This is a genomic window from Paenibacillus sp. PSB04 (assembly GCF_025809195.1).
Taxonomy (GTDB): domain Bacteria; phylum Bacillota; class Bacilli; order Paenibacillales; family Paenibacillaceae; genus Paenibacillus_AQ; species Paenibacillus_AQ favisporus.
This window is the reverse complement of record NZ_CP081301.1, coordinates 2,338,208-2,362,001: the sequence shown is the minus strand read 5'-3', so window position 1 is coordinate 2,362,001 and position 23,794 is coordinate 2,338,208. Positions and strand designations below refer to the sequence as shown.

The window sequence follows — 23,794 nt, the reverse complement described above, 5'->3', positions numbered from 1 at the left end:
AAAATGAAGAAAGTATGGCGTTTCGTTGTATATGCATGCGTCACGATTCTCGTAGTAGGAGGAACCGGAGCGGTCGGTTACATGCGTACGATGCAGGAGTCTATGTCGGTTTACGATAAGCCGGTTCCTACTTCTTTACAAAGCGTCCAAGCTCCTGCCTATGATTCGAAAAAGCCGACAGTAGCCGTGATGTTGGCGAATGAGGTGACCGAGGTGTTCGATTTCCTTGTACCTTACGAAATGTTCTCCATGACAGGCTCATACAATGTGTTTGCAGCTGCGCCCGACAAAAACGTCAAATCGTTGACAGGCGGTCTTGATATCGTGCCCCATTATACTTTTGATGAATTAGATCAATTGACGAGTAAAGGTCCGGATATTATCGTCATCCCTTTCATGCCGATTTTGGATGAAGCGAAATACAAGCCTGTCCGCGATTGGATAAGGAAGCACTCGGGCAAAGAAACGACATTACTGTCCATCTGCAATGGTGCCGAGAATTTGGCCGATACCGGCCTGCTGGATGGAAAATCTGCAGCGACGCACTGGGGAGATATCGGCAGGTTAGAAAAGAAATATAGCGAGGTTACTTGGAAGAGAGACCAGCGTTATGTGGCTGACAGCAATTTGGTCTCGTCTGCCGGGTTGACATCGGGGATCGATGCAACCCTGTACGTCATCTCCCAGCAAATGGGTGAGCCGACTGCTGAGAAAGTGGCGAAGGATATGAATTACCCTTCCTACCATTTTGTTCAACATCCGCAAATGAAGCCTTTCACAGCCGGATTGAGCGATGTCGTATATATTCTGAACAACGCCTTTCAATGGAGCAAGAAAAAAGACGGGATCCTACTGTATGACGGTGCCGACGAACTCATGTTATCCTCTGCTTTTGACACTTATGGAGCTTCTGGAACGACGACAACAATAACGGTATCAAGTAAACGCGAACCGGTCGTGACCCGGCATGGTCTCAATCTCATCGCCCGATATCAAATTGCAGATGCTCCGAAACTCGACAGAATGATTTTCGTAGGCCCGGACGTAAAGACGGTCGCTGCGGGCGATATACGAAACTGGAACGAAAACGGTGGAAAGGCTGAACAGCTTTACCTGCACACCGATTCGCCCGGGCGGTTCGCGATGGAACCAGCGTTTGAAGATCTGGCAAGGCAGGAAGATGTCCGGACGGCCAAATTCGCCGCTAAGCGGCTCGAGTACCGTGCCACGAGCCACTTTAAACTTGAAGGAGCTCCTTTTTCATATGAAGCGTTCGGCATTCCGATCGGTGTCGGCATGGTGTCTCTGTTCGTTCTTTATTTAGCAGACAGACGTTTCATAAGAAGAAAGAAACTTTCCGCATAAATTGGGATGCAGAAGAAGCATTTAAGACGTCAGGTCTGAATGCTTCTTTTGCGTTAGAGAGATTTGTTTTAATTAAACTATCCTTGCCCGTTAACTTAACGACGACAGCCTATTATTTTGTCCGGCTGACTTCAATGATTGAGCTATCGTTTATTCCAAATCCCCCGCCAGACAGGGGCAATAGCCCCCATCTTGAATATGTTGTTATCTGATGGATTCGCCTTCTATGAAACAGTGACCTCTCTTTTACTTAATTTCTTAAATGCAGAGAAATCCTGATCGGACTTCATAAAATTTAATATTTTTTCGGCACATTCTGTCGGACTCAACTCTTCAGTATTTACTTCAAGGTCATATTCATTAAAGGAATATACTTTGTCGAATTGGGAAGCTGCTAGTCCAATCTTGCGATCTCCTCTGATTTGTTCTCTTCTTGCGAGTTCTTCTTTCGAACATATGACACCTACGAATAATGTAGGATAATCAAAAAGTGCATCAAGATAATCATTAAACCACTTATCATTTTCGATTACGGTATCGACGATTACATTCAGTCCCATTTCGGAAAACAATTTAATTGTCGCGTAGTACATGGAGATTATGGGATCAAATATGATTTGTCCGATACCTTCATCATCCAATTTTCTTACAGGTTTTAAATCTGGAAATTTATTATTAATAAAATCATTGTAATTATGATAAAAATCATCAATGGATAAATGATGAAAAAGAATCTCTTTTTGGTTGGTCAGTTCCATGGAAATACTCGTCTTTCCTGCACTTGAAGTTCCGTTCAACAACACAATAAGTCCTTGCTCCAAACGAACCACCCTTACCTATAAGATTTGCGTATCTTTCAGATAAACGTTATCTTCACAAAGTTCAATAAATTATCCAGCTGATAAAATATTCGAGAAACAATTGAATGATCCTGGCCTTTAGGTTAATGAAAATAACGTTTCCCGTTAGCGTAATAGCTAATGAAATATATTGGATTCCATCAATTATTTTATCGACCACGGAATAGGTGTAACCTGATTGTTCTCCCAGTCTTCCCTAATCACCGCGTAACCGACGGAGTCAAACAATAGCCCGGCTTGTCTCCAAGATTTACGATGATACGCTTCCAACACGAACAACGATTTAGCAAACAGAGCTTGCATAGCCGCGTTATCCACTCGGGTATGTCCTTCAATGCGGATCGCTTCCGGGTATTCAGAGAACACGTGCGAGACGATCCAACTCAAAGCTGACTTTCCAATACCCTTGCCCCGATACTCGCCTCGGATTCTCAGATCGAACATAACAATCGGATCTGAGACGTCAAACAATCGGATCAGCCCGATTTTCTGATGGCCGCCTTGATCAATGATCCAGAACGTTCGAGTATTCTCATTGTGATAGGCGCCATTTTCATAAGCCTTTCTGATATCGGATTCAGCAGGGTTCTCAACTCCATGATAAGGCCAGCTATCTGATGTTAGGAACTGTACGAGCTCCTCAACTTCCTGTTTAATTGATTCAAAAGTGATACTCACGTTAATAACCCCTTTCTGTGGCTATGTGATATTCCACAATTCCAAAAAAATTCCTCTTATGCCGTCCGCTGCAAAGAGGCTCATTTCATATCACTCAATCATTTACTTCCTAACGGACTGATCTTCAGCTTCCCAGTAATTCACTTCATTTTCCAGCTGGTCTCCCCATGCCTCATACACTTGATTAAACCCAGAAGATCTCAGCAATTTTTCGGTAGCTCTAAACAATATGATTTGATCCTTGGGGTTAGCGGTTTTGGATATCGCTGCAAACCGTTCACTTAAAGCTGTCTTCTGCATTGGAAGATGCTCCAAACGATCGAGTAAGATATCCACTCTATCCAAATAAGGGGGAATAAGCTTATTCATACTAAACAAGCAATGGATTAAGCACATGATAGACGAAGAAGCCTGCAGTAAAGCCCCAAGTTCATTAGTTCTTCTTACTGCCTTCATAGATCGGTAAAAAGCATTCAGATAGGCATCCAACCATTCCGTGACTTGTCTTTCAGATTCTTGATCAGATAGTGTACAGATTTCATGAATAACCGATGGCAGCCATGTGGTATGGTCAACGATGATTTGAGCAGTTAAAAAAGCGTTCGCTCGCCAATCCAAACATTTTTGAAGCCCTTTAATCTCCTCTTCGCTTATGTAGGATACATCCCATGTCCAAGCCGCGTTGGGAAGACGCAACACGGGCTCGGACTGTTGATAGACGACAAGTAAATCGACATCTGAGAGCTGGTCATGGGCGTCAGCTGAAACCGAACCCATTAAAAGTACACCTAATACATTGGGCTGACTACAATTTTCATATACTACCTGTTTGATTTGATCAATCATACGAACACCCTCACGATTGTATACTTTTTGTTGTCACTATGAATACAAGTTCTTCTCCCTTCCTGCGGCTACATATCCCGAAGCAGTGAAGTATTCAGCTCCGCTCTTCCCAGGTAACCGCTGCAGATGACAGGGCGGTTAATGATTTCATAGAGTTTTTTAAGGTCCGTAATGTACTCCTGGCTCCAAGTTTCAAACGATTCGAATTCCTCCTTGGAAATTTGGTGGTACTCCGGGGTGTCGGCGATCCCCGTTAAGACCTCATATGCGTAGATATCGCCGCCAAACTTTCCTGCAGATTGGTACCTGCCTGTTTTCAGACGGATGTAATCGGTGTATCTCAAAGTCATCACTCCATAGAGATCATGATTATCGTACAATTATCATAATCTGCCCTTCAGTACAACACAATCGCAATCGAATAAGACTAAATTCGTCTATCGTAGAACGCAAAAAAACTCCATCCCCTAAGGGACGGAGTACTTCGCATACCTTATTTAACTGTCTGCACCCTCATCCATACCCTGTGCAAATTCGTCCAGAAGCGCACGCACTTCATCGGTAGACGCCGTGCTCATCAATTGATTTCTAAGTTCGCTTGCCCCTCTGAACCCTTTGACATAAATTTTGAAAAAGCGGTGAAGAGCTTTGAATGGACGTGCCTCTAATTGTTGGGAATACTGATCATGAAGATCCAGCTGCAATCTTAAAAGATCAAGGTATTCGGCGCTGCTATGTTCCCTCGGTTCTTTTTCAAAGGCAAACGGATTTTTAAAAATGCCACGCCCGATCATGATCCCGTCCACACCATATTGCTCAGCCAGCTTCAGGCCCGTTTGACGGTCAGGAATATCTCCATTAATGGTGAGCAGCGTATGTGGCGCCACACGATCCCGAAGCGCCTTAATTTCAGGAATCAGCTCCCAATGCGCATCGACTTGGCTCATTTCCTCTCGTGTACGCAAATGAATCGAAAGATTAGCGATGTCCTGCTTCAAAATATGGGTCAGCCAGTCCTGCCATTCATCCACCCTGGTAAAACCAAGTCTGGTCTTTACACTTACAGGCAAACCTCCTGCTTTGGCGGCTTGGATGATTTCAGCGGCAACCTCTGGGCGGAGAATTAATCCGCTTCCCTTCCCATTGGATGCTACATTAGGAACAGGACAACCCATATTGATATCGATCCCTTTAAATCCTGCCTTCGCCATCCCGATACTCATCTTTTCAAAATACTCCGGCTTATCGCCCCATATATGTGCTACCATCGGTTGTTCATCCTCGGTAAATAGCAAACGGCCGCGCACACTATGATTGCCTTCTGGATGACAGTAGCTCTCCGTATTCGCAAACTCGGTAAAAAACACATCCGGTCTTCCTGCTTTACTCACGACATGACGAAAAACAACATGCGTCACATCTTCCATTGGTGCAAGTATAAAAAAAGGCCGGGGTAAATCAAGCCAAAAATTATCGTTCACTTCAAACTCAATCCTCTCGTAATAATAAAGCTTCAGCCGTTATCCAAAAATATAACGCCTCATATTTGACTTCTTATCCACTTATATCATGCTTCATAACTTAATGATTAAACCAAAGTACACTTGGACTTCCAACCCTTCTGACCATATTATATATCAAATTACTCCGAAATTTTTATATTGTCAGATATAAGAAAAACTCTATCGACGTACCTTCCCAGAAGACAGACCGCGTTTAAAGTTTTTCTTGCAATATCAGGAAGCCATGGCTCTGGAGTTTATACTTTCTGATATTATAAGAAAAACTCTATCGATGTACCTTCCCAGAAGACAGGCCGCGTTTAAAGGAAGTTTTTCTTGCAGTATCAGGAAGCCGCCACGGCTCTGGAGTTTATACTTTCTGATATTATAAGAAAAACTCAATCGACGTACCTTCCAAGAAGACAGACCGCGTTTAAAGGAAGTTTTTCTTGCAATATCAGGAAGCCGCCATGGCTCTGGAGTTTATACTTTCTGATATTATAAGAAAAACTCTATCTACGTACCTTCCAAGAAGACAGACCGCGTTTAAAAGAAGTTTTTCTTGCAATATCAGGAAGCCATGGCTCTGGAGTTTATACTTTCTGATATTATAAGAAAAGGAACGAACTCTCCAATCAGAGAAATTCGTTCCTTATTCCAATCATTTAATCATGCCACTCCTATGAAACACAGATATAGCAATTATTATCGTAGGGTTTACAGCTTTCTCAATTCCTGCAAAATATTTTCCGGATCCAACCGCTGCATAAAGTCCGGATTCACGTAGGCAGAACGGATGATGCCGGATTCGTCGATCATAAAGGTGGAAGGAATCGGCAGGATCCAACGGTTCGTCGCATTGTATTCCGCCAGGTCCATGCCCATTTGTTTCATCATGTTCTGGATATAATCCGGAACGTCGTAAAGGATGTTATAGAAAGCAGCCACGAGACCGTTGGTGTCGCTCAGTACTTGGAAGGTCAGCTCTTCTTTCTCCTGCTGGGAAAGCGTGTTGTCGGGGCTTTGCGGGCTGACCGCGATCAACTGGCCCCCAAGGGCTTCGATGTCCGGCAGTAGCTTCTGATAAGCCTTCAGCTGACTGTTGCAGAAAGGGCACCATCCGCCCCGGTAGAAAGTGAGGACAACAGGTCCTCTGGACAGTTCATCATAAAGATTCACCGTTTCTCCCAAAGCATTCTTGAGTGTAAAATCTTTGGCCTTTTCCCCCTCCTGCCGGCCGTAAGGAATACCGGATTCCTGCTGCTCCCGGATCTGACGGAACATCTCTGTTTGAATCTCTATAGGGGTATGCGCGATAAATTGCTGTTTGGTTTCCGCTAAAGCTTGAGTTAATGACATGTTTCGCTCTCCTTTTTAATTAAAACTTTCTCATAAAAGCGGCTATAAATTAGATAGACTTGCTGGTTATTTATCAGGCTAAATCTCAATTCATGAAGCTTCATTCCGCAGAAATCTCGGCTGGTGAGGCGAATGCCGCGCGCTTGCCTTGCCTGCGCAAATGGATGATTTGGGCTGTCAAGCCAACAATAAGAATGACGAAAAGAATGCCTTGAGCGCCGCGGAGAATGGGCGAACTCAGATCGGTGACGAAGGGATGGCCGTTAGGAACACGGGTCAGGGTTTCGGTAATGGTCGGCAGCATCAGCAGAAACGCCGTCAGGCTCAGGAAGATGGTTTCGAGGTATTTGCCCGCACGCCCAATGCTCGAAATACGCCCGACGCCGTATCCGGCGAGCAGCAGCAGGATCGTTGCGGTACCAATGGCATAGCTAGCCGACTGATGTGCGATGGGGAATACGGTGATCGCGCCAATCAGCATCGAAATGAAGTAGACGATACCGGGCTTTGACCGGGGCACAATCCGTCCGTAACGAGCAAACATATAGATAGCCAGCGGAATGGCGGGCAAGCTGCTGAGTGTATGCACCCAGCCGAGTGATGAAATTCCAAACATCATTGTCTCCTTCCAGTCCATAAGGACAAGGTTGATTTGTTTTGTCTTGGCGCGAGCCGATACTAGCGGCTGACAGCACTCCTGATCAAAAATTCATTTGGTCGTAAACCACTACCTACTAATAGGTAGGTTAAAAAGACAAGACTCCGCCGGCTGCTTTAAACGTCCCCCGTGCCTGTCGTGAAAAAACATCACGCGCGGACCACTCGACGGGACCGGCCACAACCGATATCCCATACTCAGCAGCTCTGGAGGTATGTCTGATCAATCGACGGGCAGCAGGGGCCATTTAGCAATCATTCAGCGACAAGAATACGCCGTTCTCACTGTAGACTGACGTTATGTAGACGGCATGCCTCGTATCTGCAATTGGCGGATGAGATGCGACTCGTTCGTAATATAGCGGACTGATCCTCATTAGAACATAGCCTGCTCTCAAGATGGGTAAAGCTAAAGGTTTCACCTCTTTTCTTCTAGATCATGACTACAAACCATCGCCATCGCGGCTTTCATCACGAAGAGAATCGCTCCAAGAGCGAGCTTGTCACGACGCCGAATATTTTCGGATCGCCATAGGCCCGCGCCGAGAGCATCGCGCCGTGAACCGTCGCCATGAACGCTTCGGCCTCATCATGAGGAGTACCCATCAGTTGAAGCTCCCCTTGCCGTGCACCGCGCTCCAGCACAGCTGTCAACCAAGCCGACAGGGAGCGGAAATGCGCCCGGACCTCTAGGCCAACTTCCTCGGGCAGAACGGGGAGCTGGCTTGCCAACAGCGCGCAGACACAAAACGGAGCGCTGTCGTCCATGATGCAGGCTTCCCAATAACCCGTGTAGAACCGAAGCAGTTCGAACGGATCGGATACCTGATGCTCGAGATTCGCCATCCCCTCTTCGGCTTCTTTCCGATACCGCGCAACCAGCGTTCGGACCAGATCGACCTTACTTGGGAAATGGTGATGGATGCTCGCCTTGCGAATCCCAACCACATCAGCGATGTCAGCATAACTGAAGCCGTTGTAGCCGCCAGCGATGATCAGAGAACGCGCACAATCCAGGATTTCGTCATAGGTGTTAGATAAATTGTTCATATCGTCATTCTACCTTCTGGTAGGTAGTTTGTCAAATGATGGCATAGGGGCAAAGCTGGATGGAATCATCAGTAGGCTATATGCAGGCGGGGCAAAGGTTTTGGCGAGTTCTGGGATCAGGGTCGAGTGGAAACGGTATGCATGTATCCTGTCCCGCTCCCTAAAAATAATATTCCTTGCCCCTGGGTTCTCCCGGCGGATATCGATTGGGTTAAAAAGCCGAGGAAAAGCAGGAGTGAATACCTGAATTTCTTCGGCTCTTAGGCAGACTATTTATGCTTTAGGCAGACTATTTAGGCTTTGGGTGAACTTTGATTGCTGTTTACAGACTATCCTTCACCAACCAAGCCACGCTCTCCACGTGCACCGTATGCGGGAACATATCCACCGGCGTCACTTCCACCGTCTTGTACCCGCCGTCTTCCAGCACCCGCAAATCCCGCGCCAGTGTGGATGGATTACAGCTTACATATACCACCCGCTCCGGCTTCATCTCCAGGATCGTCTCCAGCAGCTTCGGATCGCAGCCCTTGCGCGGCGGGTCGACGACGATGACGTCCGCTTCGATGCCCTGCTCCTTCCAGGCAGGAATGACATCCTCGGACGCTCCGACCTCGAACGTGACGTTGCTCATCCCGTTCAGTTCCGCATTGCGGCGCGCATCCTCAATCGCTTCCGGCACGATCTCGACGCCGTACACCTTGCCCGCATGCTGGGCCAGAAACAGCGAAATCGTCCCGATGCCGCAGTACGCATCGATGACCGTTTCCTTACCGGTAAGCTGCGCATACTCGACCGTCTTTCCGTACAGCACCTCGGTCTGAGCAGGATTCACCTGATAGAACGACCGCGCCGAGATGGCGAATTTCACGTCGCCGATATAATCATAAATGACCTCACTACCCCACAGGACACGAGTCACGTCACCGAAAATCACATTCGTCTGCTTCGTGTTGACGTTCTGGCAGATGCTGACGACCGACGGCAGCTGCTCTCGGATCTCCGAGATCCATTCATCCTTATGCGGTATCTTGTCTCCGTTCGTAACAAGAACGATCATCATCTCACCGGTGCGGAAGGCCACCTTCACGACAACGTGACGAAGCAGGCCTTGGCCGGTTTCTTCGTCGTACGCGGTGATGCCGAGCTTCCGCCCGATGGCCTTCACACGGGCAACGACCTCGTCGTTGTGCTCGTGCTGAATGAGGCAGGTCTCCATGTCGATGATGCGGTGGCTGCCGCGGGCGTAAAAGCCGCCCACCAGGCCGCCTTCGGTGACGCCGATCGGCACCTGGGCCTTGTTGCGGTAGCGCCACGGCTCGTTCATGCCCAGCGTGGCATGAACCTGGATGCCCTGCTGCGCTGCACCGCCCGCTCCTGCAGCGGACGCCGGCGCAGCAGCGTCCGCGCCTTCCGCCCCATCGGCGGCCTGCGGCCCGCGCAGCTCGGGCTCGCCGAGCACCTGCAGCTTGCCGATGCGCGCCAGGTTGTCCACGACCAGCTGGCGCTTCCACGCGAGCTGGGCGGCGTAGTCCATGTGCTGCAGCTGGCAGCCGCCGCACTGGTCATAGATCGGGCAGGGCGCCGCGATCCGGTCGTGGCTCGCCTGCACGATGTCGAGCAGCTTGGCGTAGCCGTACTGCTTCTTCGTCTTGAGTACCTTCACGCGGACCTTCTCGCCGGGAAGGGCGCCCGCGACGAACAGAGTATAGCCTTCGGCGCGGCCTACTCCTTCTCCGTCATGGTTCATGCCGATGATGTCGATGACGGCCTCATCGTTTTTCGCTACCGGCAGGCCGGCAATCGCTGCAGGTGTGCTGCGGCGGCCGGAATTCCGGCGGCTGTGTCGCTTGTTCATGCTGCTTGAGTCACTTCTTTCGAGTATATTTTGAAAGGGATAGCCCCGATGCACGGCGGCTTGTCCACTTGTATTCGTCAAAGTTATATGAGGAATGATATTCCGTTACTTGCTCTGCAAACTGATCCATGACTATCCTTGTACCGCATATACTGCTCTATGATTCATCCATGTTCCGCATACTAATCCTTGCTCATTCCTTGCTCCACACACTAATCCATCTTTATCCCGCGGGTCATAAGCCCCACACCCTCTGGCTTCATTTCTTCCCCGCATCCTTCCCATTATAACAGAAAAGCGCACAAAAAAAGTCAAGATGCCCTGCCCCCATCCCTGGTGGATGAGCCGCATGCCGACACCTTAACTCCCCTGCGATGATCCACCGCCTGCTCAGCTTCCCTGCGGCCGGACGAACCATCCTGTTCCTATCCCTGTTGTCTATATCGAAGTATGTCAAAAACAAGCTTTACGCAAAAATCCGCAAGTGCTGCGGCAGCACCGAAAACTGCCCCGGCAGCGTTCCGCCAAGTTCCCCGTCCAGGTTCAGCAGCACCTTGCCCGGGGACGTCACTTCCATCGACCTCGTGCGGAAGTAGACGACCTTCTTGTCGTTGAAATGCTCGCCGCGCAGCGCGAGGCTGACCAGCCGCACGAATTCGGCCAGGTTGCATTTCTTGAGGGCGATCACATCGAGCAGGCCGTCGTCGATCCGCGCGCCCGGCGCGAGCTTCTCGAAGCCGCCAACGGAGTTCGTGTTCGTGATCAGGAAGATCATGAACTCGTCATGAATCGTCTCCTGGCCCTCGGCATTGATGATCAGCTCCTGCGGAGACAGGCTGACCATCTTCTCCACGCCTTTAATATAATAAGCGAGCTGGCCGATCATCGTCTTCAGCCGGCTGGGCACGTCATACGTCAGCTCTGTGAGCGTGCCTCCCCCGGCGATGTTGATGAAATACCGGTCATTCGCCTTGCCCACGTCGATTGGCCGGGTCTGCTGCCGGATGACCAGGTCGCAGTAGTCTTCCCAGTTCCTTGGAATGCCCAGCCCCCGCGCAAAATCGTTTGTCGTTCCGACCGGGAACACGCCGAGCGGCGGCAGGTTATCCCTCTCCGCCATGCCGTTGACGACCTCGTACAACGTGCCGTCCCCGCCCGCGGCGATGATCATGTCGTACCCCCGCTCCACGGCGTCGATGGCCGCCTTCGTGGCGTCCCCTTCGCCCATTGTGGCATGGCAGGAAGCCTCGATGCCGCCCTGATCGAGCCGGTGCAAAATGTCCGGCAGACGCCGGCGCATTTCCTCCCGGCCTGAGGTGGGATTATAAATCAAACGTGCTCTTTTCATACATACGCCACCTAATAAGTTGATAATTTCCGAATAAGCGCCTGTTCCTTACAATGACGCGTCAGCATCACGCGCAAGCCAGCTCCGGATCTGCCGTTCCATCCAATGGGTCAGCAGCGGGTGCGGCAGCAGCGCTTCACCTGAATACCGGTAATTTAACCCGTCCAGCCGCTGCGGAATCACCGTCCGGGTGAAATAGCCGTCACTCAAAAAGAGCGGAGCTGCAATCACCTGCATTCCGCGTTCCTTCTGCCAGTATTCCACCTTCGCCCGCACGCTGTCGGGCCGAAGCAGGCCATAGTCCGCCGCGGCCAGGCCGCCGATCGCCCGGGCGCTCTCCGCCAGGCGCGAGAGACCTTCCTCCCAGCGCTGGCGGAAGCCGTCGTGGCTGCTGCCGTGACCAACAAGAATAAGAACCTCCTCGCCGGGGTTCTTCGATTCCGTCTTCACTTTATCCCACACCATGCGGGCCACGTCCGGATCGTTGTCGATCGGCTCTCCGTACAGAATATTCGCCCGGATGCGAAATGGCTCCAGGTCCGTGTCGATGGCCGGGGCATCAATGACGCCGAGCGCATATGCGATTTCATTCACATGGGTGCTGCCCGAAGAGACAAACAGCGGAATCACCAGTATATCCGTAACGCCCTGACGCTCCAGATCATCGATCCCGTCCTGAATCAAGCGGCCTTCCACGATCTCCAAGAACGAAGCCGCCACAGGGAGTTCTCCCCGCAGCGGCAGCTGTCCAACGGCATCGTCGACCAGTTGGACCCAGGAGGATTCCCTGGAGCCGTGACTGATAACAAGTACCCCCGGTTTGCGCATATTAACGCCCGAGACGCTCTAACGTCATTTTATACCCTTCGTTGCCATAATTCAAACAGCGCTTCACCCGCGAAATGGTGGCCGTGCTGGCTCCCGTCTCCGCCTCGATCTGATTGTACGTGCTGCCCTTGCCGAGCATGCGCGCCACTTCCAGACGCTGGGAGAGAGACTGGATTTCGTTGACGGTACACAGATCGTCGAAAAATACGTAGCATTCCTCTACATCTTTAAGAGTTAAAATGGCTTCAAATAGTTGGTCGATGCTTTTATCATTAAGTTTCTTCAGCTGCACTGAAATATCATCCCCTATTGTAACTATTGCCTATTCAGGATTTTGCTCCCGTCACAGGGTCTTTCCACATTTAATATCGGTCAATCCGTGTTCAAATGATAGTCCTCTATGTACTCCCATTGTACCGAGCCGGTATGAACTTTTCAAGCGTTAACGGATTCACGCACTGAAGAGTTGCATGGCAGCAGGCCAAATAAAGCGACATGGATCCGCCGCCCGGTCCCCGATGCCCTTCCACGGTTAAAATGCATAGAACACCACCTTCCACTTGAAAGCGCTTAAATTATACATCATCCAGACGGGCTTGTACATGTTTTGGTGGATCATTTCCAATTCCCGGCATTGGACTCCGGGTTGTGATCACAAGTTAGCGATATTCCTTCTCCCGGATCCTCCCCCACGCACCAACTGGGCCTCCGCTGAATCTTGTAGGGTAAGAGGTCTGGGATCCTTGAATGCCGGCTTTTGTGCAAAAGAAAAACCGCCCGATATGGCGGCATGGCGCGTCGCTCTGATGTTGGTGTCCACTCATTCCGAACTCGATGGTCGTTCTCTATGTCGTGCCCATTCATTCCGGAATCGAAGCTCCTTCTCTATGTAGTGCCCATTCATTCCAGACCCGAAGCTCCTTCTCTATGTGTGTCCATTCATTCCAGACCCGAAGCTCCTTCTCTATGTGTGTCCATTCATTCCGGAATCGAAGCTCCATCATCGGCTTGTGCGTTCTTCTCCTTATGATAATCCTCCCAGAGCGGGGCGATGTATCGTTCCAACGTGCTTACGATCTCATTTCTCCGGCCTTCTTCGATATTGACCGTGTCATTTAAAATATCGTTCCGAATCCGGATGAGCACAAATAGTGGAGGTAGTGCCACCTCACGCAGCGCCTGAATCATGTGTTCTTCTTGGGACGAAATATCCATCACGGCATCTTCCTTTTCTGTTTGGGATGAGCTCATTATAAACCGTGACATTAGTGTCAGGGTCAAGCAAAAATAAGCCGCATTCCAACGTTGCCGACCGTTTCAACCGCTGCTTCCGCATCGGCTGGGCATCCGCCCGTTTCCGCTCCTATCCCTGTCTACCGGGCTAACGTCCATACATTATGTTTGCCCAGCACATACAGTATAGTAAATCATTCCAAAAAGGAAAGTGATATCATGCCTGAGCATTACTACCATAAGTCAAAGGCAAAGCCCAAAGCTGACCACCGCTCGCTGAACGAATTTGCCTCCCCATATCCACCGTCCCCGTATCCCGGCATTCAAGGCTATCCGGACTTTGGAGCACCCGGCGGATTACCCGGAGGCGCTCCCGGGTTTGCGCCTTATTACGGACCTGAAGGGTTGGCAGGTACGGCGGAGATCATCCCGCCAGTATCCGCAGCCGCCTCTGCTGCTCCCGCGGCAGCAGCAGCCGCAGCCGCCGCACCGGTCGCGGCCGCAGCCGAAACCGCCAAAACCGGCTTCTCCCTCGCCCAGCTCGGCGATCTCAAGGGACTGATCGACCGGGTGGGCGGCATCGACGGCATTGTGAACTCCGTCGGCAAATTCCAGAAGGTGATGACCGGTATGCAGCAGATCGCCCCGATGTTTAAACTGTTCGCGGGTCTCGGTAAAGGCAAAACCAACAGCAGCAATGATGGCGAGTACAGACCGCGCCGGAGAAAGAAGTCCAAGAAATCGTCTTCCAAGAAAAAATCGTCGTCGAAGAAGAGCTCGTCGAAAAAAACATCCAAGAAGAAGCGCAGCTGACGCCAAAAAATCCACTACCATTGCCGTTTAAGTGTCGAACGAAGCCTTCGTTGGTGCGATGAGCCGGTGTCATGAACCGGTGCCATATCGTGTCTCATGCCCTATCGTACCTGATGCCCTATCGTACTCATCATTCACAGTATCGATACCCTCATGACGCCCATTTTACCGGAAGAATAACGATGAATCCCTCTTCGCCACCATATCATGCCCAAAGAACATACAAGCGCCAGGTCCCGGCTCAGAAGTCTCTCCACTTCCGTGCTTGGCCTGGCGCATTCCGTTCTACCATACGTTCTCTTGTCCTGCCGCCCGTTCTACTTTATCCTGCTCTTGGCCGATTGCCCCCGTTCTACCTGCCACACTCTTGGCCTGACGCAATCCCAGATAGTCCTCCCTATTTGAACCATCCGCGCTTCGTGAACCACAGCACCATGCCCGCCCCAAGCACGAACATGAGCAGCATAACAGCGGGGTAGCCGTACTTCCAGTTAAGCTCGGGCATATTGACGAAGTTCATGCCATAGATGCCGGCGATAAGCGTCAACGGCATGAAGATGACGGTAATGACCGTCAGCGTCTTCATGATCGCGTTTGCCCGGTTGGAGTTGAGCGAGATGTAGCTGTCGCGCAGGTCGGCGGTCATTTCGCGGTCGGCCTCGATCATGTCGGTCAGCTTGAGCAGATGGTCGTAAATATCGGCAAAATACACTTTGTGCTCGCTGTTGTTCTGGACATGCTGGGAGTTGACGACCCGGTACAGCAGATCGCGCATCGGCACGATCGTCCGCCGCAGCTTCAGCAGCCGGCCGCGCAGGTCGAACACCTGGTTCATCAGCTCCTCGACCGACTCTTTGCCGCCGCGGTTCTCCAGGTCGGCCAGCTCATCCTCGATTTTGTACAAACTCGGAAAATAGCGGTCCACCAGGTGGTCCATGATCGTATAGGCGCAGGATACCGGGCCGCGCGCCCAGATTTTGCGGTCATGGGCATGCTGGAGGATCTGCTCCCAGGCGTCGTCGACGACCGGCAGCTCTTTGAGATGAAAGGACACGAGCAGGTCGTGCCCGAGGAAAAGGTCCACCTCATCCACCCCGAGCGTATCGGGATCGAGCGCGTGCAGAACGAAGAACTGCAGATCCTCGTACATATCCAGCTTCGGCCGCTGCAGCACATGCATGCAGTCCTCGACCGCCAGCGGGTGAAAATGAAAATACGTATGTAAAAGGGCGGATTCCTCTTCGGTCGGACCGTTGAAATCCACCCACATCCAGGCATAGTCCTCCATCCGGGCTTCTTCCAGCGAAATTCCCGTCAGCACCTCATGGGTATGGGTAATGGCAAGCGTGCGTATCATCGGCGTTCAGCGAAACTCCCCTCTAGCGGCTTATGTTCCGGCTCCGGCAGAAGCGGAGCACTTCTATATGTATGTTCTGATCTATCTTAGTATTGTACAGCATCCGTTCGAATGAAGTCACGCAGTGATGTTTTTGCGCAACAAAAAAGCCAACCCTTTGACGATTGGCCCCCACTCTACTCCAAATGTGTACATCTATATATATGAGATTAACCAAGATTAGAAAAAGATTTTAAAGATAATGCCCGCCAGCACCGCTGAAATCGGAATGGTAATGAACCAAGTGATGACGATTCTTCCGGCCAGCGACCATTTTACTTCGGAAAAACGCTTCGCGCTGCCCACGCCTAAGATCGCAGACGTAATTGCGTGCGTCGTACTGACTGGCAGGTGCAGGAGCGTTGCCGTGAAGATGACGGAAGCGGACGAGAAGTCTGCCGCAAAGCCGTTGATCGGCTCGATTTTGAAAATTTTCGTCCCCATCGTCTTGATGATTTTCCAGCCGCCGATGGACGTGCCGAGCGCCATGGAGGTCGCCGCAGCGATTTTAACCCAGAGCGGAACTTCGAGCGTCTCCAGCCGGCCCGATGTCACCAGCGCCAGGGTGATGATCCCCATCGCCTTCTGCGCATCGTTGGTGCCGTGTGTGAACGACTGCAGCGCCGCCGTAATGATCTGCATAAACCGGAAGCCTTTATTGACCGTATGCGGACTGCGTTTGGCAAAGATCCACTTCAGAATCGTCATGACGATATAGCCGATTACAAATGCAATCAGAGGGGATAACAGCAAGCCTTCCACAATTTCCGTAAAGCCGCTCCACTTGATATGGCTTGAGCCTGCTCCGACGTACACCGCTCCGGCCAGCGCACCGATGAGTGCGTGTGACGAGGAGGACGGAATGCCGAGCCACCAGGTGACGAGGTTCCAAATGATCGCCGCCAGTAGCGTGGCTATGACGACTTCGAGCCCGTTATTCAGCGTCGAGGGGTCGGTGACACTGCCGCCGATTTTCTTCGCGACGCCCGTAAACATAATCGCGCCGACAAAGTTCATGACCGCCGCCAGAAGGATCGCCGTCCGCGGCTTCAGCGCCCGTGTCGATACGGACGTGGCAATCGCGTTCGCGGTATCGTGGAAACCGTTGATGAAGTCAAACGCCAGCGCCAGAATGATGACTATGGTAAGTACAAATAATGATGTCTCCATGTGTCTCCAAAACCCCTTACGAGTTGCTCATAATGATCGATTCCAGCATGTTGGCCACGTCTTCGCAAGCGTCGGTGGTCGTCTCAAGGCGTTCGTAAATTTCCTTGCGCTTGATCAGCTCGATCGGATCGGTCACTTTCGCAAACAGCTCTTTAATACAAATGCGAAGCAGCTCGTCGCCCTGGTTCTCCAGGTCGTTCAGGCGGATCGTATATTCACGCATGGCCAGCAGCTTCTTCTGGGACAGCAGGTGGATCGCTTTCTGAATTTCATAAGCCGACTGACGGAGAATTTCCGCGAATTGCACGATATACTCATCCGGATCCGGGAGATGGTACATGTCGAAACGGGAAGCGCAGGCCTCCAGCCCGTCCATCACATCATCCATGGTGGTTGTCAGGTCCATGATGTCGTCACGTTCGATGGGCGTAATGAATGTCTTGTTGAGTTCTGTAATAATCGTGTGCGTGTAATCGTCACATTGCGACTCGAATCTCTTCATTTCGTTGGCAAAAACAAGCACATCTTGCAGATTGTCCACATGCTGGGCGAAATAATCGGCAGCCTGCACAATCGTATCGGCCATATTCTCCAGGGTTTGGAAAAATATGTCCTTTTTCTTCAATCTCATACGATAACCCCTTTACATAAGTTTGCATAAACACCGCAAAAACATGAGAATGACAACCCTTGTTATCTTATCAATCCGTCCTACGGTTTGTAAAGATAAGCGGCTTTCAATTTTAATGCAATGTAAACTCGCTGCCGAATTTATATATTAAACTTACCCATTCCCTGCCAAAATATCCGGTGGAGTGACAATTCCCGCAAGGATTCTCCATCCTTTCCCTATTTTTCCGTCATTTGAGAAGCTGAAGATGGCTGTCGAAAGATGGCGCATTCGGCACGATGTTAAAATACGTGGTTCCCGGGTACAGCGGCACCTCTTGTCCGTCTTTTACAAAGCGGATGACATCCCCTTTGGCGCGCACCCACTTGCCCTCCAGCACCTTGCCCCGCTGCAGCAGCACGGCCTTCCCGCCGGAAGATACATCGATGTCCAGCCGGCCCACATCGTCCAGCACCTTCTGGTCGGCTCCCAGCACGATGACGTTCGCCGCGGTCAGCTGCTCGTTGTTGTTCAGGTCGATATGCGGCTTGCCGTTAATGAAGCGCTGATAGAGCTTGGTGGCGGTATCATATTTATAGGAAACTTTATAGCTCTGGAGCAAAAAGGTGACGTCGACGCCCGCAGCGTCCTCACCCTCAGGAACGCTGTCGTCCGCCGGATTGTGAAAAGGATACGACTTCAGCTCCACATGCTCCGCGTATCCGCGCTTGTCCGCTCCCTCGCGCAGCTTATCCGCGCTCGAATACAGATTGTGCGGCGCCTTGCGGCTCTTGTCGCGCCAGAAGTACGGACCGGCGTTGCTGATCTCGTCCAGGTCCTCCTTGTGCTGGCGCTGGATGATCGCGTAGGCGTCGTTGCTGCCCCCGGCATGCACCAGCACGCCGCCGTAGCTCTCGCCCAGATCGATCAGATACGGGCGGATGCTGCGGATCGGCCCGATCGTCTCCTCGGCGCCCCGGCTCTGGAAGATGCCGATCAGCCGCGTGATCCCGCCCTCAGCCAGCACTTCATAGACGATGTCGGCCTGGCTCAGGCCCGACTGCGGCCGTGCCGCCGGCGCGTTGTTGATCATCACCGCCAGCGGCCTCTTGTCTGCCGGCTGCTCCACCGGCAGCCCCGTCAGCGGCGCCGTATAGGCCGCCGGCTCCTGCTCCGCCGCATCCGGCGGCGCGGTCTCCTCGGGCGCCGGCTCGTCCTGCGCCGGCTCCTGCTCCCCGGCGGCGGGCGGCTGCGGCGCTTCCGCCGCTTTCTCGGTGCAGGCGGCCAAGAGCGCGCCGCTCAGCGTCAGGCACAGCAGCGTGCCTGCCAGCCTCCTCCAGCCTGTACTCCACGTATCGTTCATTCGCTTGGATTCATCCCTTCATCGTAAACTCCCGGTCATCCCCTGCTGTCTTTGTGCGGCTCGTCCACACATGCTTTTCTTCCATTTAATCACAAAAGGGCGGCATCTGTCTGTGTTTTCAGGCAGATTGGCGGGCCGACGGACTCGCACTAGCGGGCGTTTGATCCTGATCCCAAGCAGATTGACGGACCACATTGCAGCGGACTACAGGCATAACTTGAGAGACACGCGAGGGATTGTACTCCGAGACGGTTACACTGAAGGTTATTAATTCTTTCGACTGCTAAAACATCCCGTTTTTCGGATAAATCCAGCTTAGCGTCCGAATCTTAAACATAACTGAAATCTTTTTTCGTATTTTGTTGGATGTGTGATGTATATCACAGTTATTGTGAAATATTTCACTTATAATAAAGACATCAAAGATGATCATCTTCCAAAAGCAACATAACCTAAAGAAAATAAAGGAGTGGAACAAATCATGTTCAACCATTGGCTTAGAAATCACAAAGTAGCAAGCTGGCTGCTGACCGTCGTCCGGATCTACCTGGGGTACAGCTGGATCAAAGGCGGTATCGAGAAACTGACCGGAGGCTTCGATGCCGGCGGATTCCTGCAGGGGGCCATTGCCAAGAGCACCGGTGATCATCCGGCCGTTCAAGGCTGGTGGGCCGCCTTCCTGGAACACGCGGCCCTGCCGGGCGTCAAATTCTTCAACGTCCTGATCCCGCTCGGCGAAACGCTGGTCGGCTTGGGGCTGATCCTCGGCACCTTCACCACCTTCGCCGCCCTGATGGGTATGGTGATGAACGCGGCGTTCCTCTTCTCGGGCACCGTAAGCACCAACGCACAAATGCTGCTGCTTGAAATGTTCATCGTCGTCGCTGCCGCCAACGCCGGCCGGATCGGTCTGGACCGCTGGGTACTGCCTTACCTCCGCGGCTTGTTCCACCGGCATCATGACGGCATGGATCCCACGCCGGCACCCGCACCAGGCATGAATGGCAAGAGCAAGGGCGCCGCTTAACTTCAGGAGCAAGCGGACGGCCCGCAACCAGCACCGTCCACTCGGCTGAAGCGCGAATCCCGCGGACGGCCGGATGGACGGATGCGGACCGCCGCTTTCCCCATATACTGTTTTTGAACGTTCCCCCGTTCAAACAAGAAACGAGCCGGCAAGGATGCCGGCTCGTTTATATTTTACAGGACTTTCGGCGCTCGCCGGTCCACTTCAATATGCAATCTTGCTGCAAGTCTTCCGATCGGGTCAAGACCCGCCGAACATCCAGCAGTTCAGGCTGAGGCTTCCATATTGATACGTCTGGATCAGCCGTTTGGCCTTCGCCTCGTCGCTCGCTGCGCCCATCGCGTAGAACAGCGGAGCGAAATGCTCGGTCCCGTAGGACGGAACGGCTTCGCGTGCATGCGGTGCTTTTTTGTCATAGTTAAACAGCTCTTTCAGGTTCCAGGTCTCCAGATTCCGGGCAATCCATTCGTCGAATTCGACCGCCCAGGCTTCCGGTTCATCCGTCTGGCTGATCAGCCGCAAGTTATGAACGAGGCCGCCGCTGCCGATGATCAGGACGTTGTCCTGCCGCAGCTCCTTCAGCATCGCGCCAATGGCGTACTGCTCCTCAGGTGACCGCCGTGAATCCACGGACAGCTCGATGACCGGGATGTCCGCGTTCGGGTACATTTTGCTCAGGATGACCCAGGCGCCATGGTCCAAACCGCGTCCCAGAACGGGCTCGTAATGCAGGTTGCCCGCTTCGAACAGGCTGGCGATTCTTTGGGTGACGGCTGCCGACCCCTTAGCCGGGTAGCGGAGCTCGTACATCGCTTCAGGAAATCCGTAAAAGTCATGCATCGTATCGTGAGATTCGTCCACTGTCATCGATTGCTCAGGACTGTCCCAATGTGCCGAGAAGACGACGATGGCTTCCGGGGCAGGCAGCTCCCGTCCCAGTGACTCCAAAAACCGCGAGTACTCGTGATCCTCCAAAGCGAGCATGGGTGAACCGTGGGCTACAAATAGTGCTGGTAATGTCATCGATGTCAACCTCCACACGCCAGTATACGTTGCTGTTTCTATTGTACCGTGTATGCAGAGAGATTTCCAATTTCCGCCCGAACATACGGTCCGCCCGCCTGCCTTGGATCGCCGCCACGCCTCGTTATCCACGCCTACCCTGCCTGGTGTCTGCCTGGGATAACCGATCCTCGTAACGTTCTAGATCATCCAATGCTGCCATTCCTGTTGAACGGCTTCCTGGTCGTTCAGCCACTCCTTCGTGCAGTGGATCACCTGTCTGCGGTGGGGTCCGGAGGAATACGTATGGTCCGCCTGGAAAATGATCTCCTTATCGCAGCGCCCCTCGTTGCGCATCCAGAACACCTTTTGATACAGGAATGCATAGTCCACCGGGATGGTGTCGTCCGACGTTCCATGAATGATGAGCACGTCGCCGCCGAACTTCACCGCTTCCTGCAGCGGCTGATACTGGCCGAGCGAGTCGAAGAATCCCGGGGTGAAGTCATAACCCAGGTAATCCGAGTACCCGGATTTCACCGCGGTATCGTACACGTCTCTGCCGGTGATTTTCAAAATATCGCTGAGCGGATATCCGACCGACGACCACAGCACCAGGCTCTTGACGCGGCGGTCGCGGACAGCCGTCAGGATGGCCACCACGCCTCCCAGGCTGTGCCCGATCAAGGTGACGCGCGTCGGATCGACATCCACGCAGCTCATGCCGTAATCGAGCACCGTCCGGGTCTGGGCGATCATTGACTCCAGCCCTTCCATCCCGTAGCTCCCGCTGCTCTCGCCGCATCCGGCATAGTCAAAGCGCAGCACCATGTATCCTTCCCGCGCCAGCTCGCGCGCGGTCTTCACGAACAGCCGGTCCACGCCGATCCGGCTCCCGACGAACCCGTGGCAGATGATCACCAGCGGGACGCGGTCTTTGCTTCGGCCTTCCTTGCCTTCCTGTTTCACCGGATAATGCAGGCTCGCCGCCAGCTCCTCCTGTTCGTGCCGGATCGTAATATTCCGCTCCATCCTAACTCCCCCGTCCCCATAAAATTTATATATTGATAATTCCGATAAGTTTAATGTGATATCGGAATTTATCTTATCACCGCGGGGTGGAGAGTGTCAATTGAAAAAGCGGCTTATGCCTCTATTCGTAACTGCGGCGGAACATCGAATGGGTTTCCTCCCGGCCTTCCCAATCGGTCAGCAGGCTGTTCTCCGGACTTACTTCCAGCACGTTCTGCGGATGCCAGCTGCCGCGCTCCTCCTTGGACTCGGGTTCATTCAGCCAGCCGTAAGCTTCGATCGGCTCCTCGGCCATTTCGCTCGTGAATTCGCCCGCCGTCCGAGGCCCGATTCCGTTATCTTCGGCTGCCGGACCTACGCCCCGTATGCCGTTGCCGACATCGACCGGGCCAACGCCGCGAAGCTCTTGATCGCTGATGCGATTCGCTTGCCCTGCCTGCTGCCCGGATACAGACGGCTGCCCGCCTTCTTCTCCCTTTGTCCGCGCCTGTTCGGCCGCTGGTTCGGACCCGTTCAGTGACCCCAGCGCGGCCATTTCCACGATCCATCCTCTGCTCTTGCTGTCCCACACATATTTCTGCTTAAAGTTGTCGCTCACGACAAGGTCACCCCCTGGTCAGATAAAATTTTTGATGCATATTGACCTATTGTCACGCGCATCCGGGCGGATTATTCGGGGGTCGTTAAATGTTCACAAAATTGCGAAAGACGGGAGACTACTGCTGGGCTGTGGAGCGTCGCTGTGGAGCGTTGCTATGGACCATCGCTGCGCCTCATATCCCCTTGCCTGCATGGAAAACAGACGCGCGGCAGAAACTAGGTCTACTTATCATTTTCGCGAGGGGATGGATCATCCATGTGGGACCATGTCATGACGTTTGCCCAGGAAAAACCGCTGTCGATCGTCTTGATCGTCTGCGTCATTATCGCCATCATTTATGTGGCGGTGCACTATGAAATGCTCTTTTTCAAGGAATAGAGGGGCGGTATCCCTTGAAGGCTGCCTTGCAAACGGCCGGGGCTGTTCCTATACTTGTGGTATATGGAGGAGCGTACAGAATGACGATCAAGCAAATGATTCAAGAAAATAACCGGCTGCGCGAACGCATGACCCCGGCGAACCGGGATTACGTGGAGGATGTCATCATCGCGGTGCGCAGCACCCGGGCCGATCGGCAGCAGGCCGAGAAGAAGCTGCTCGAAGTGGCTTCGGACGTGCTGAAGGCCCAGGAAGCCGGCCGCACGGCATCCCAGCTGTATGGCGAAGATCCGGCGGCCTGTGCCCGCAGCATCGCGGATGCGCTGCCGAAGCGTAAAGCCATCGAGGGAGCCGCCTATTACATCATGATTCCTTGGGCGGCGTTCACGTTCTTGTTCTTGGTTGAGGCGGTGTTTGGACTGGTCGCCGAATGGAGCGGCTATGCAGGGGAACCGATCAATCGGATCAGCCTGCTGGCGCTGATCGTGTTGGCCGCAGGCTCGATTCTGCTGACCGAGCTCGTCACCAAGACCCTGAATAAACCGGGCAGCGATGAGGGCTCCAGCAAGCCCAAGATCGATTTAAAGGCGATCGGGGTGTACTTGATCATCCTGATCATCGTCATGATCATCGGGTTCTCGATGCGGACCATGCTGCCGGTCTTCACTGTCAACCCATGGGTGAGCCTGGTGATCGGATTGATTGGGCTGGCCGGGCTGCGGTTTATCTTTCTAAGAAGGGGCTGATTCGGCTAACGAGGTTGGCTGGACAAAGCGCCTTGGCCCCATATTTACGGATAGCCCGAACATAGTGAAAAT

Annotated in this window: 25 protein-coding genes; 5 read left to right on the top strand and 20 right to left on the bottom strand. The window is 52.4% G+C overall.

The window, feature by feature from the left end:
• The first annotated feature begins 3 nt into the window (after positions 1-3).
• Complete coding sequence (locus tag K2F33_RS11060) at positions 4-1,365, top strand: DJ-1/PfpI family protein (RefSeq protein ID WP_212985474.1); 1,362 nt, start codon at positions 4-6, stop codon at positions 1,363-1,365.
• A gap of 224 nt (positions 1,366-1,589) precedes the next feature.
• Here the strand turns inward: K2F33_RS11060 and K2F33_RS11055 are convergent, their stop codons facing one another.
• The 13 genes from K2F33_RS11055 to K2F33_RS10995 all read right to left on the bottom strand — a co-directional run bounded on the left by K2F33_RS11055 (position 1,590) and on the right by K2F33_RS10995 (position 13,566).
• Positions 1,590-2,186 (bottom strand): chloramphenicol phosphotransferase CPT family protein, encoded by a 597-nt coding sequence (locus K2F33_RS11055; RefSeq protein ID WP_263881658.1) that lies wholly within the window; start codon positions 2,184-2,186, stop codon positions 1,590-1,592.
• Positions 2,187-2,369: 183 nt separating this feature from the next.
• Entirely contained in the window at positions 2,370-2,903 is a 534-nt protein-coding gene (locus tag K2F33_RS11050; protein WP_263881657.1) for a GNAT family N-acetyltransferase, read from the bottom strand.
• 102 nt (positions 2,904-3,005) lie between these two features.
• Positions 3,006-3,749 (bottom strand): nucleotidyltransferase domain-containing protein, encoded by a 744-nt coding sequence (locus K2F33_RS11045; protein WP_263881656.1) that lies wholly within the window; start codon positions 3,747-3,749, stop codon positions 3,006-3,008.
• 68 nt (positions 3,750-3,817) lie between these two features.
• Positions 3,818-4,093, bottom strand: a complete 276-nt coding sequence (locus K2F33_RS11040) for a hypothetical protein (RefSeq protein WP_076177101.1) — start codon at positions 4,091-4,093, stop codon at positions 3,818-3,820.
• Between the two features lie 153 nt (positions 4,094-4,246).
• A complete protein-coding gene (locus K2F33_RS11035; protein ID WP_263881655.1) occupies positions 4,247-5,230 on the bottom strand; it encodes a tRNA dihydrouridine synthase in 984 nt (327 codons plus the stop codon).
• A 738-nt stretch (positions 5,231-5,968) separates the two neighbouring features.
• Positions 5,969-6,610: a peroxiredoxin-like family protein gene (locus K2F33_RS11030; protein WP_263881654.1), complete on the bottom strand. Its 642-nt coding sequence runs from the start codon at positions 6,608-6,610 to the stop codon at positions 5,969-5,971.
• Positions 6,611-6,710: 100 nt separating this feature from the next.
• On the bottom strand, positions 6,711-7,229 hold the full coding sequence (locus K2F33_RS11025; protein ID WP_263881653.1) for a hypothetical protein: 519 nt from the start codon (positions 7,227-7,229) through the stop codon (positions 6,711-6,713).
• A 509-nt stretch (positions 7,230-7,738) separates the two neighbouring features.
• Positions 7,739-8,317 carry a TetR/AcrR family transcriptional regulator gene (locus K2F33_RS11020; RefSeq protein ID WP_263881652.1) on the bottom strand — a complete coding sequence of 193 codons (579 nt, stop codon included), beginning with the start codon at positions 8,315-8,317 and terminating at the stop codon, positions 7,739-7,741.
• 322 nt (positions 8,318-8,639) lie between these two features.
• Complete coding sequence (gene rlmD / locus K2F33_RS11015; RefSeq protein ID WP_263881651.1) at positions 8,640-10,175, bottom strand: 23S rRNA (uracil(1939)-C(5))-methyltransferase RlmD; 1,536 nt, start codon at positions 10,173-10,175, stop codon at positions 8,640-8,642.
• 466 nt (positions 10,176-10,641) lie between these two features.
• Positions 10,642-11,523 (bottom strand): diacylglycerol kinase, encoded by an 882-nt coding sequence (locus tag K2F33_RS11010; RefSeq protein WP_076176778.1) that lies wholly within the window; start codon positions 11,521-11,523, stop codon positions 10,642-10,644.
• 48 nt (positions 11,524-11,571) lie between these two features.
• A complete protein-coding gene (locus K2F33_RS11005) occupies positions 11,572-12,351 on the bottom strand; it encodes a sirohydrochlorin chelatase (protein ID WP_263881650.1) in 780 nt (259 codons plus the stop codon).
• A 1-nt stretch (position 12,352) separates the two neighbouring features.
• A complete protein-coding gene (locus tag K2F33_RS11000) occupies positions 12,353-12,643 on the bottom strand; it encodes a YerC/YecD family TrpR-related protein (RefSeq protein ID WP_076176780.1) in 291 nt (96 codons plus the stop codon).
• 686 nt (positions 12,644-13,329) lie between these two features.
• Positions 13,330-13,566, bottom strand: a complete 237-nt coding sequence (locus tag K2F33_RS10995; protein WP_263881649.1) for a hypothetical protein — start codon at positions 13,564-13,566, stop codon at positions 13,330-13,332.
• Positions 13,567-13,803: 237 nt separating this feature from the next.
• Here K2F33_RS10995 and K2F33_RS10990 point away from each other — a divergent pair, with 237 nt between their 5' ends.
• On the top strand, positions 13,804-14,397 hold the full coding sequence (locus K2F33_RS10990; RefSeq protein ID WP_089548960.1) for a hypothetical protein: 594 nt from the start codon (positions 13,804-13,806) through the stop codon (positions 14,395-14,397).
• A gap of 397 nt (positions 14,398-14,794) precedes the next feature.
• Here K2F33_RS10990 and corA read toward each other — a convergent pair whose 3' ends face one another.
• The 4 genes from corA to K2F33_RS10970 all read right to left on the bottom strand — a co-directional run bounded on the left by corA (position 14,795) and on the right by K2F33_RS10970 (position 18,936).
• Positions 14,795-15,754, bottom strand: coding sequence for a magnesium/cobalt transporter CorA (gene corA / locus K2F33_RS10985; protein WP_089548961.1), 960 nt, complete (start codon positions 15,752-15,754; stop codon positions 14,795-14,797).
• A 219-nt stretch (positions 15,755-15,973) separates the two neighbouring features.
• Positions 15,974-16,963 carry an inorganic phosphate transporter gene (locus K2F33_RS10980; RefSeq protein WP_076176784.1) on the bottom strand — a complete coding sequence of 330 codons (990 nt, stop codon included), beginning with the start codon at positions 16,961-16,963 and terminating at the stop codon, positions 15,974-15,976.
• A gap of 16 nt (positions 16,964-16,979) precedes the next feature.
• Positions 16,980-17,594 carry a DUF47 domain-containing protein gene (locus tag K2F33_RS10975; RefSeq protein ID WP_076176785.1) on the bottom strand — a complete coding sequence of 205 codons (615 nt, stop codon included), beginning with the start codon at positions 17,592-17,594 and terminating at the stop codon, positions 16,980-16,982.
• A gap of 229 nt (positions 17,595-17,823) precedes the next feature.
• Positions 17,824-18,936, bottom strand: a complete 1,113-nt coding sequence (locus tag K2F33_RS10970) for a DUF3048 domain-containing protein (protein ID WP_263881648.1) — start codon at positions 18,934-18,936, stop codon at positions 17,824-17,826.
• A gap of 481 nt (positions 18,937-19,417) precedes the next feature.
• Here K2F33_RS10970 and K2F33_RS10965 point away from each other — a divergent pair, with 481 nt between their 5' ends.
• On the top strand, positions 19,418-19,963 hold the full coding sequence (locus K2F33_RS10965; RefSeq protein WP_076176787.1) for a DoxX family protein: 546 nt from the start codon (positions 19,418-19,420) through the stop codon (positions 19,961-19,963).
• A 240-nt stretch (positions 19,964-20,203) separates the two neighbouring features.
• Here K2F33_RS10965 and K2F33_RS10960 read toward each other — a convergent pair whose 3' ends face one another.
• The 3 genes from K2F33_RS10960 to K2F33_RS10950 all read right to left on the bottom strand — a co-directional run bounded on the left by K2F33_RS10960 (position 20,204) and on the right by K2F33_RS10950 (position 22,595).
• The gene (locus K2F33_RS10960) at positions 20,204-20,986 is read right to left on the bottom strand and encodes a DODA-type extradiol aromatic ring-opening family dioxygenase (RefSeq protein WP_076176788.1); all 783 of its coding nucleotides are present in this window, start codon (positions 20,984-20,986) and stop codon (positions 20,204-20,206) included.
• A gap of 180 nt (positions 20,987-21,166) precedes the next feature.
• Entirely contained in the window at positions 21,167-21,997 is an 831-nt protein-coding gene (locus K2F33_RS10955) for an alpha/beta hydrolase (RefSeq protein ID WP_076176789.1), read from the bottom strand.
• A gap of 121 nt (positions 21,998-22,118) precedes the next feature.
• Positions 22,119-22,595 carry a hypothetical protein gene (locus K2F33_RS10950; RefSeq protein WP_263881646.1) on the bottom strand — a complete coding sequence of 159 codons (477 nt, stop codon included), beginning with the start codon at positions 22,593-22,595 and terminating at the stop codon, positions 22,119-22,121.
• Positions 22,596-22,853: 258 nt separating this feature from the next.
• Here K2F33_RS10950 and K2F33_RS10945 point away from each other — a divergent pair, with 258 nt between their 5' ends.
• A complete protein-coding gene (locus tag K2F33_RS10945; protein WP_256992987.1) occupies positions 22,854-22,976 on the top strand; it encodes a hypothetical protein in 123 nt (40 codons plus the stop codon).
• An 80-nt stretch (positions 22,977-23,056) separates the two neighbouring features.
• Positions 23,057-23,722: a DUF1129 domain-containing protein gene (locus K2F33_RS10940; protein ID WP_263881645.1), complete on the top strand. Its 666-nt coding sequence runs from the start codon at positions 23,057-23,059 to the stop codon at positions 23,720-23,722.
• The last annotated feature ends 72 nt before the right edge of the window (positions 23,723-23,794 follow it).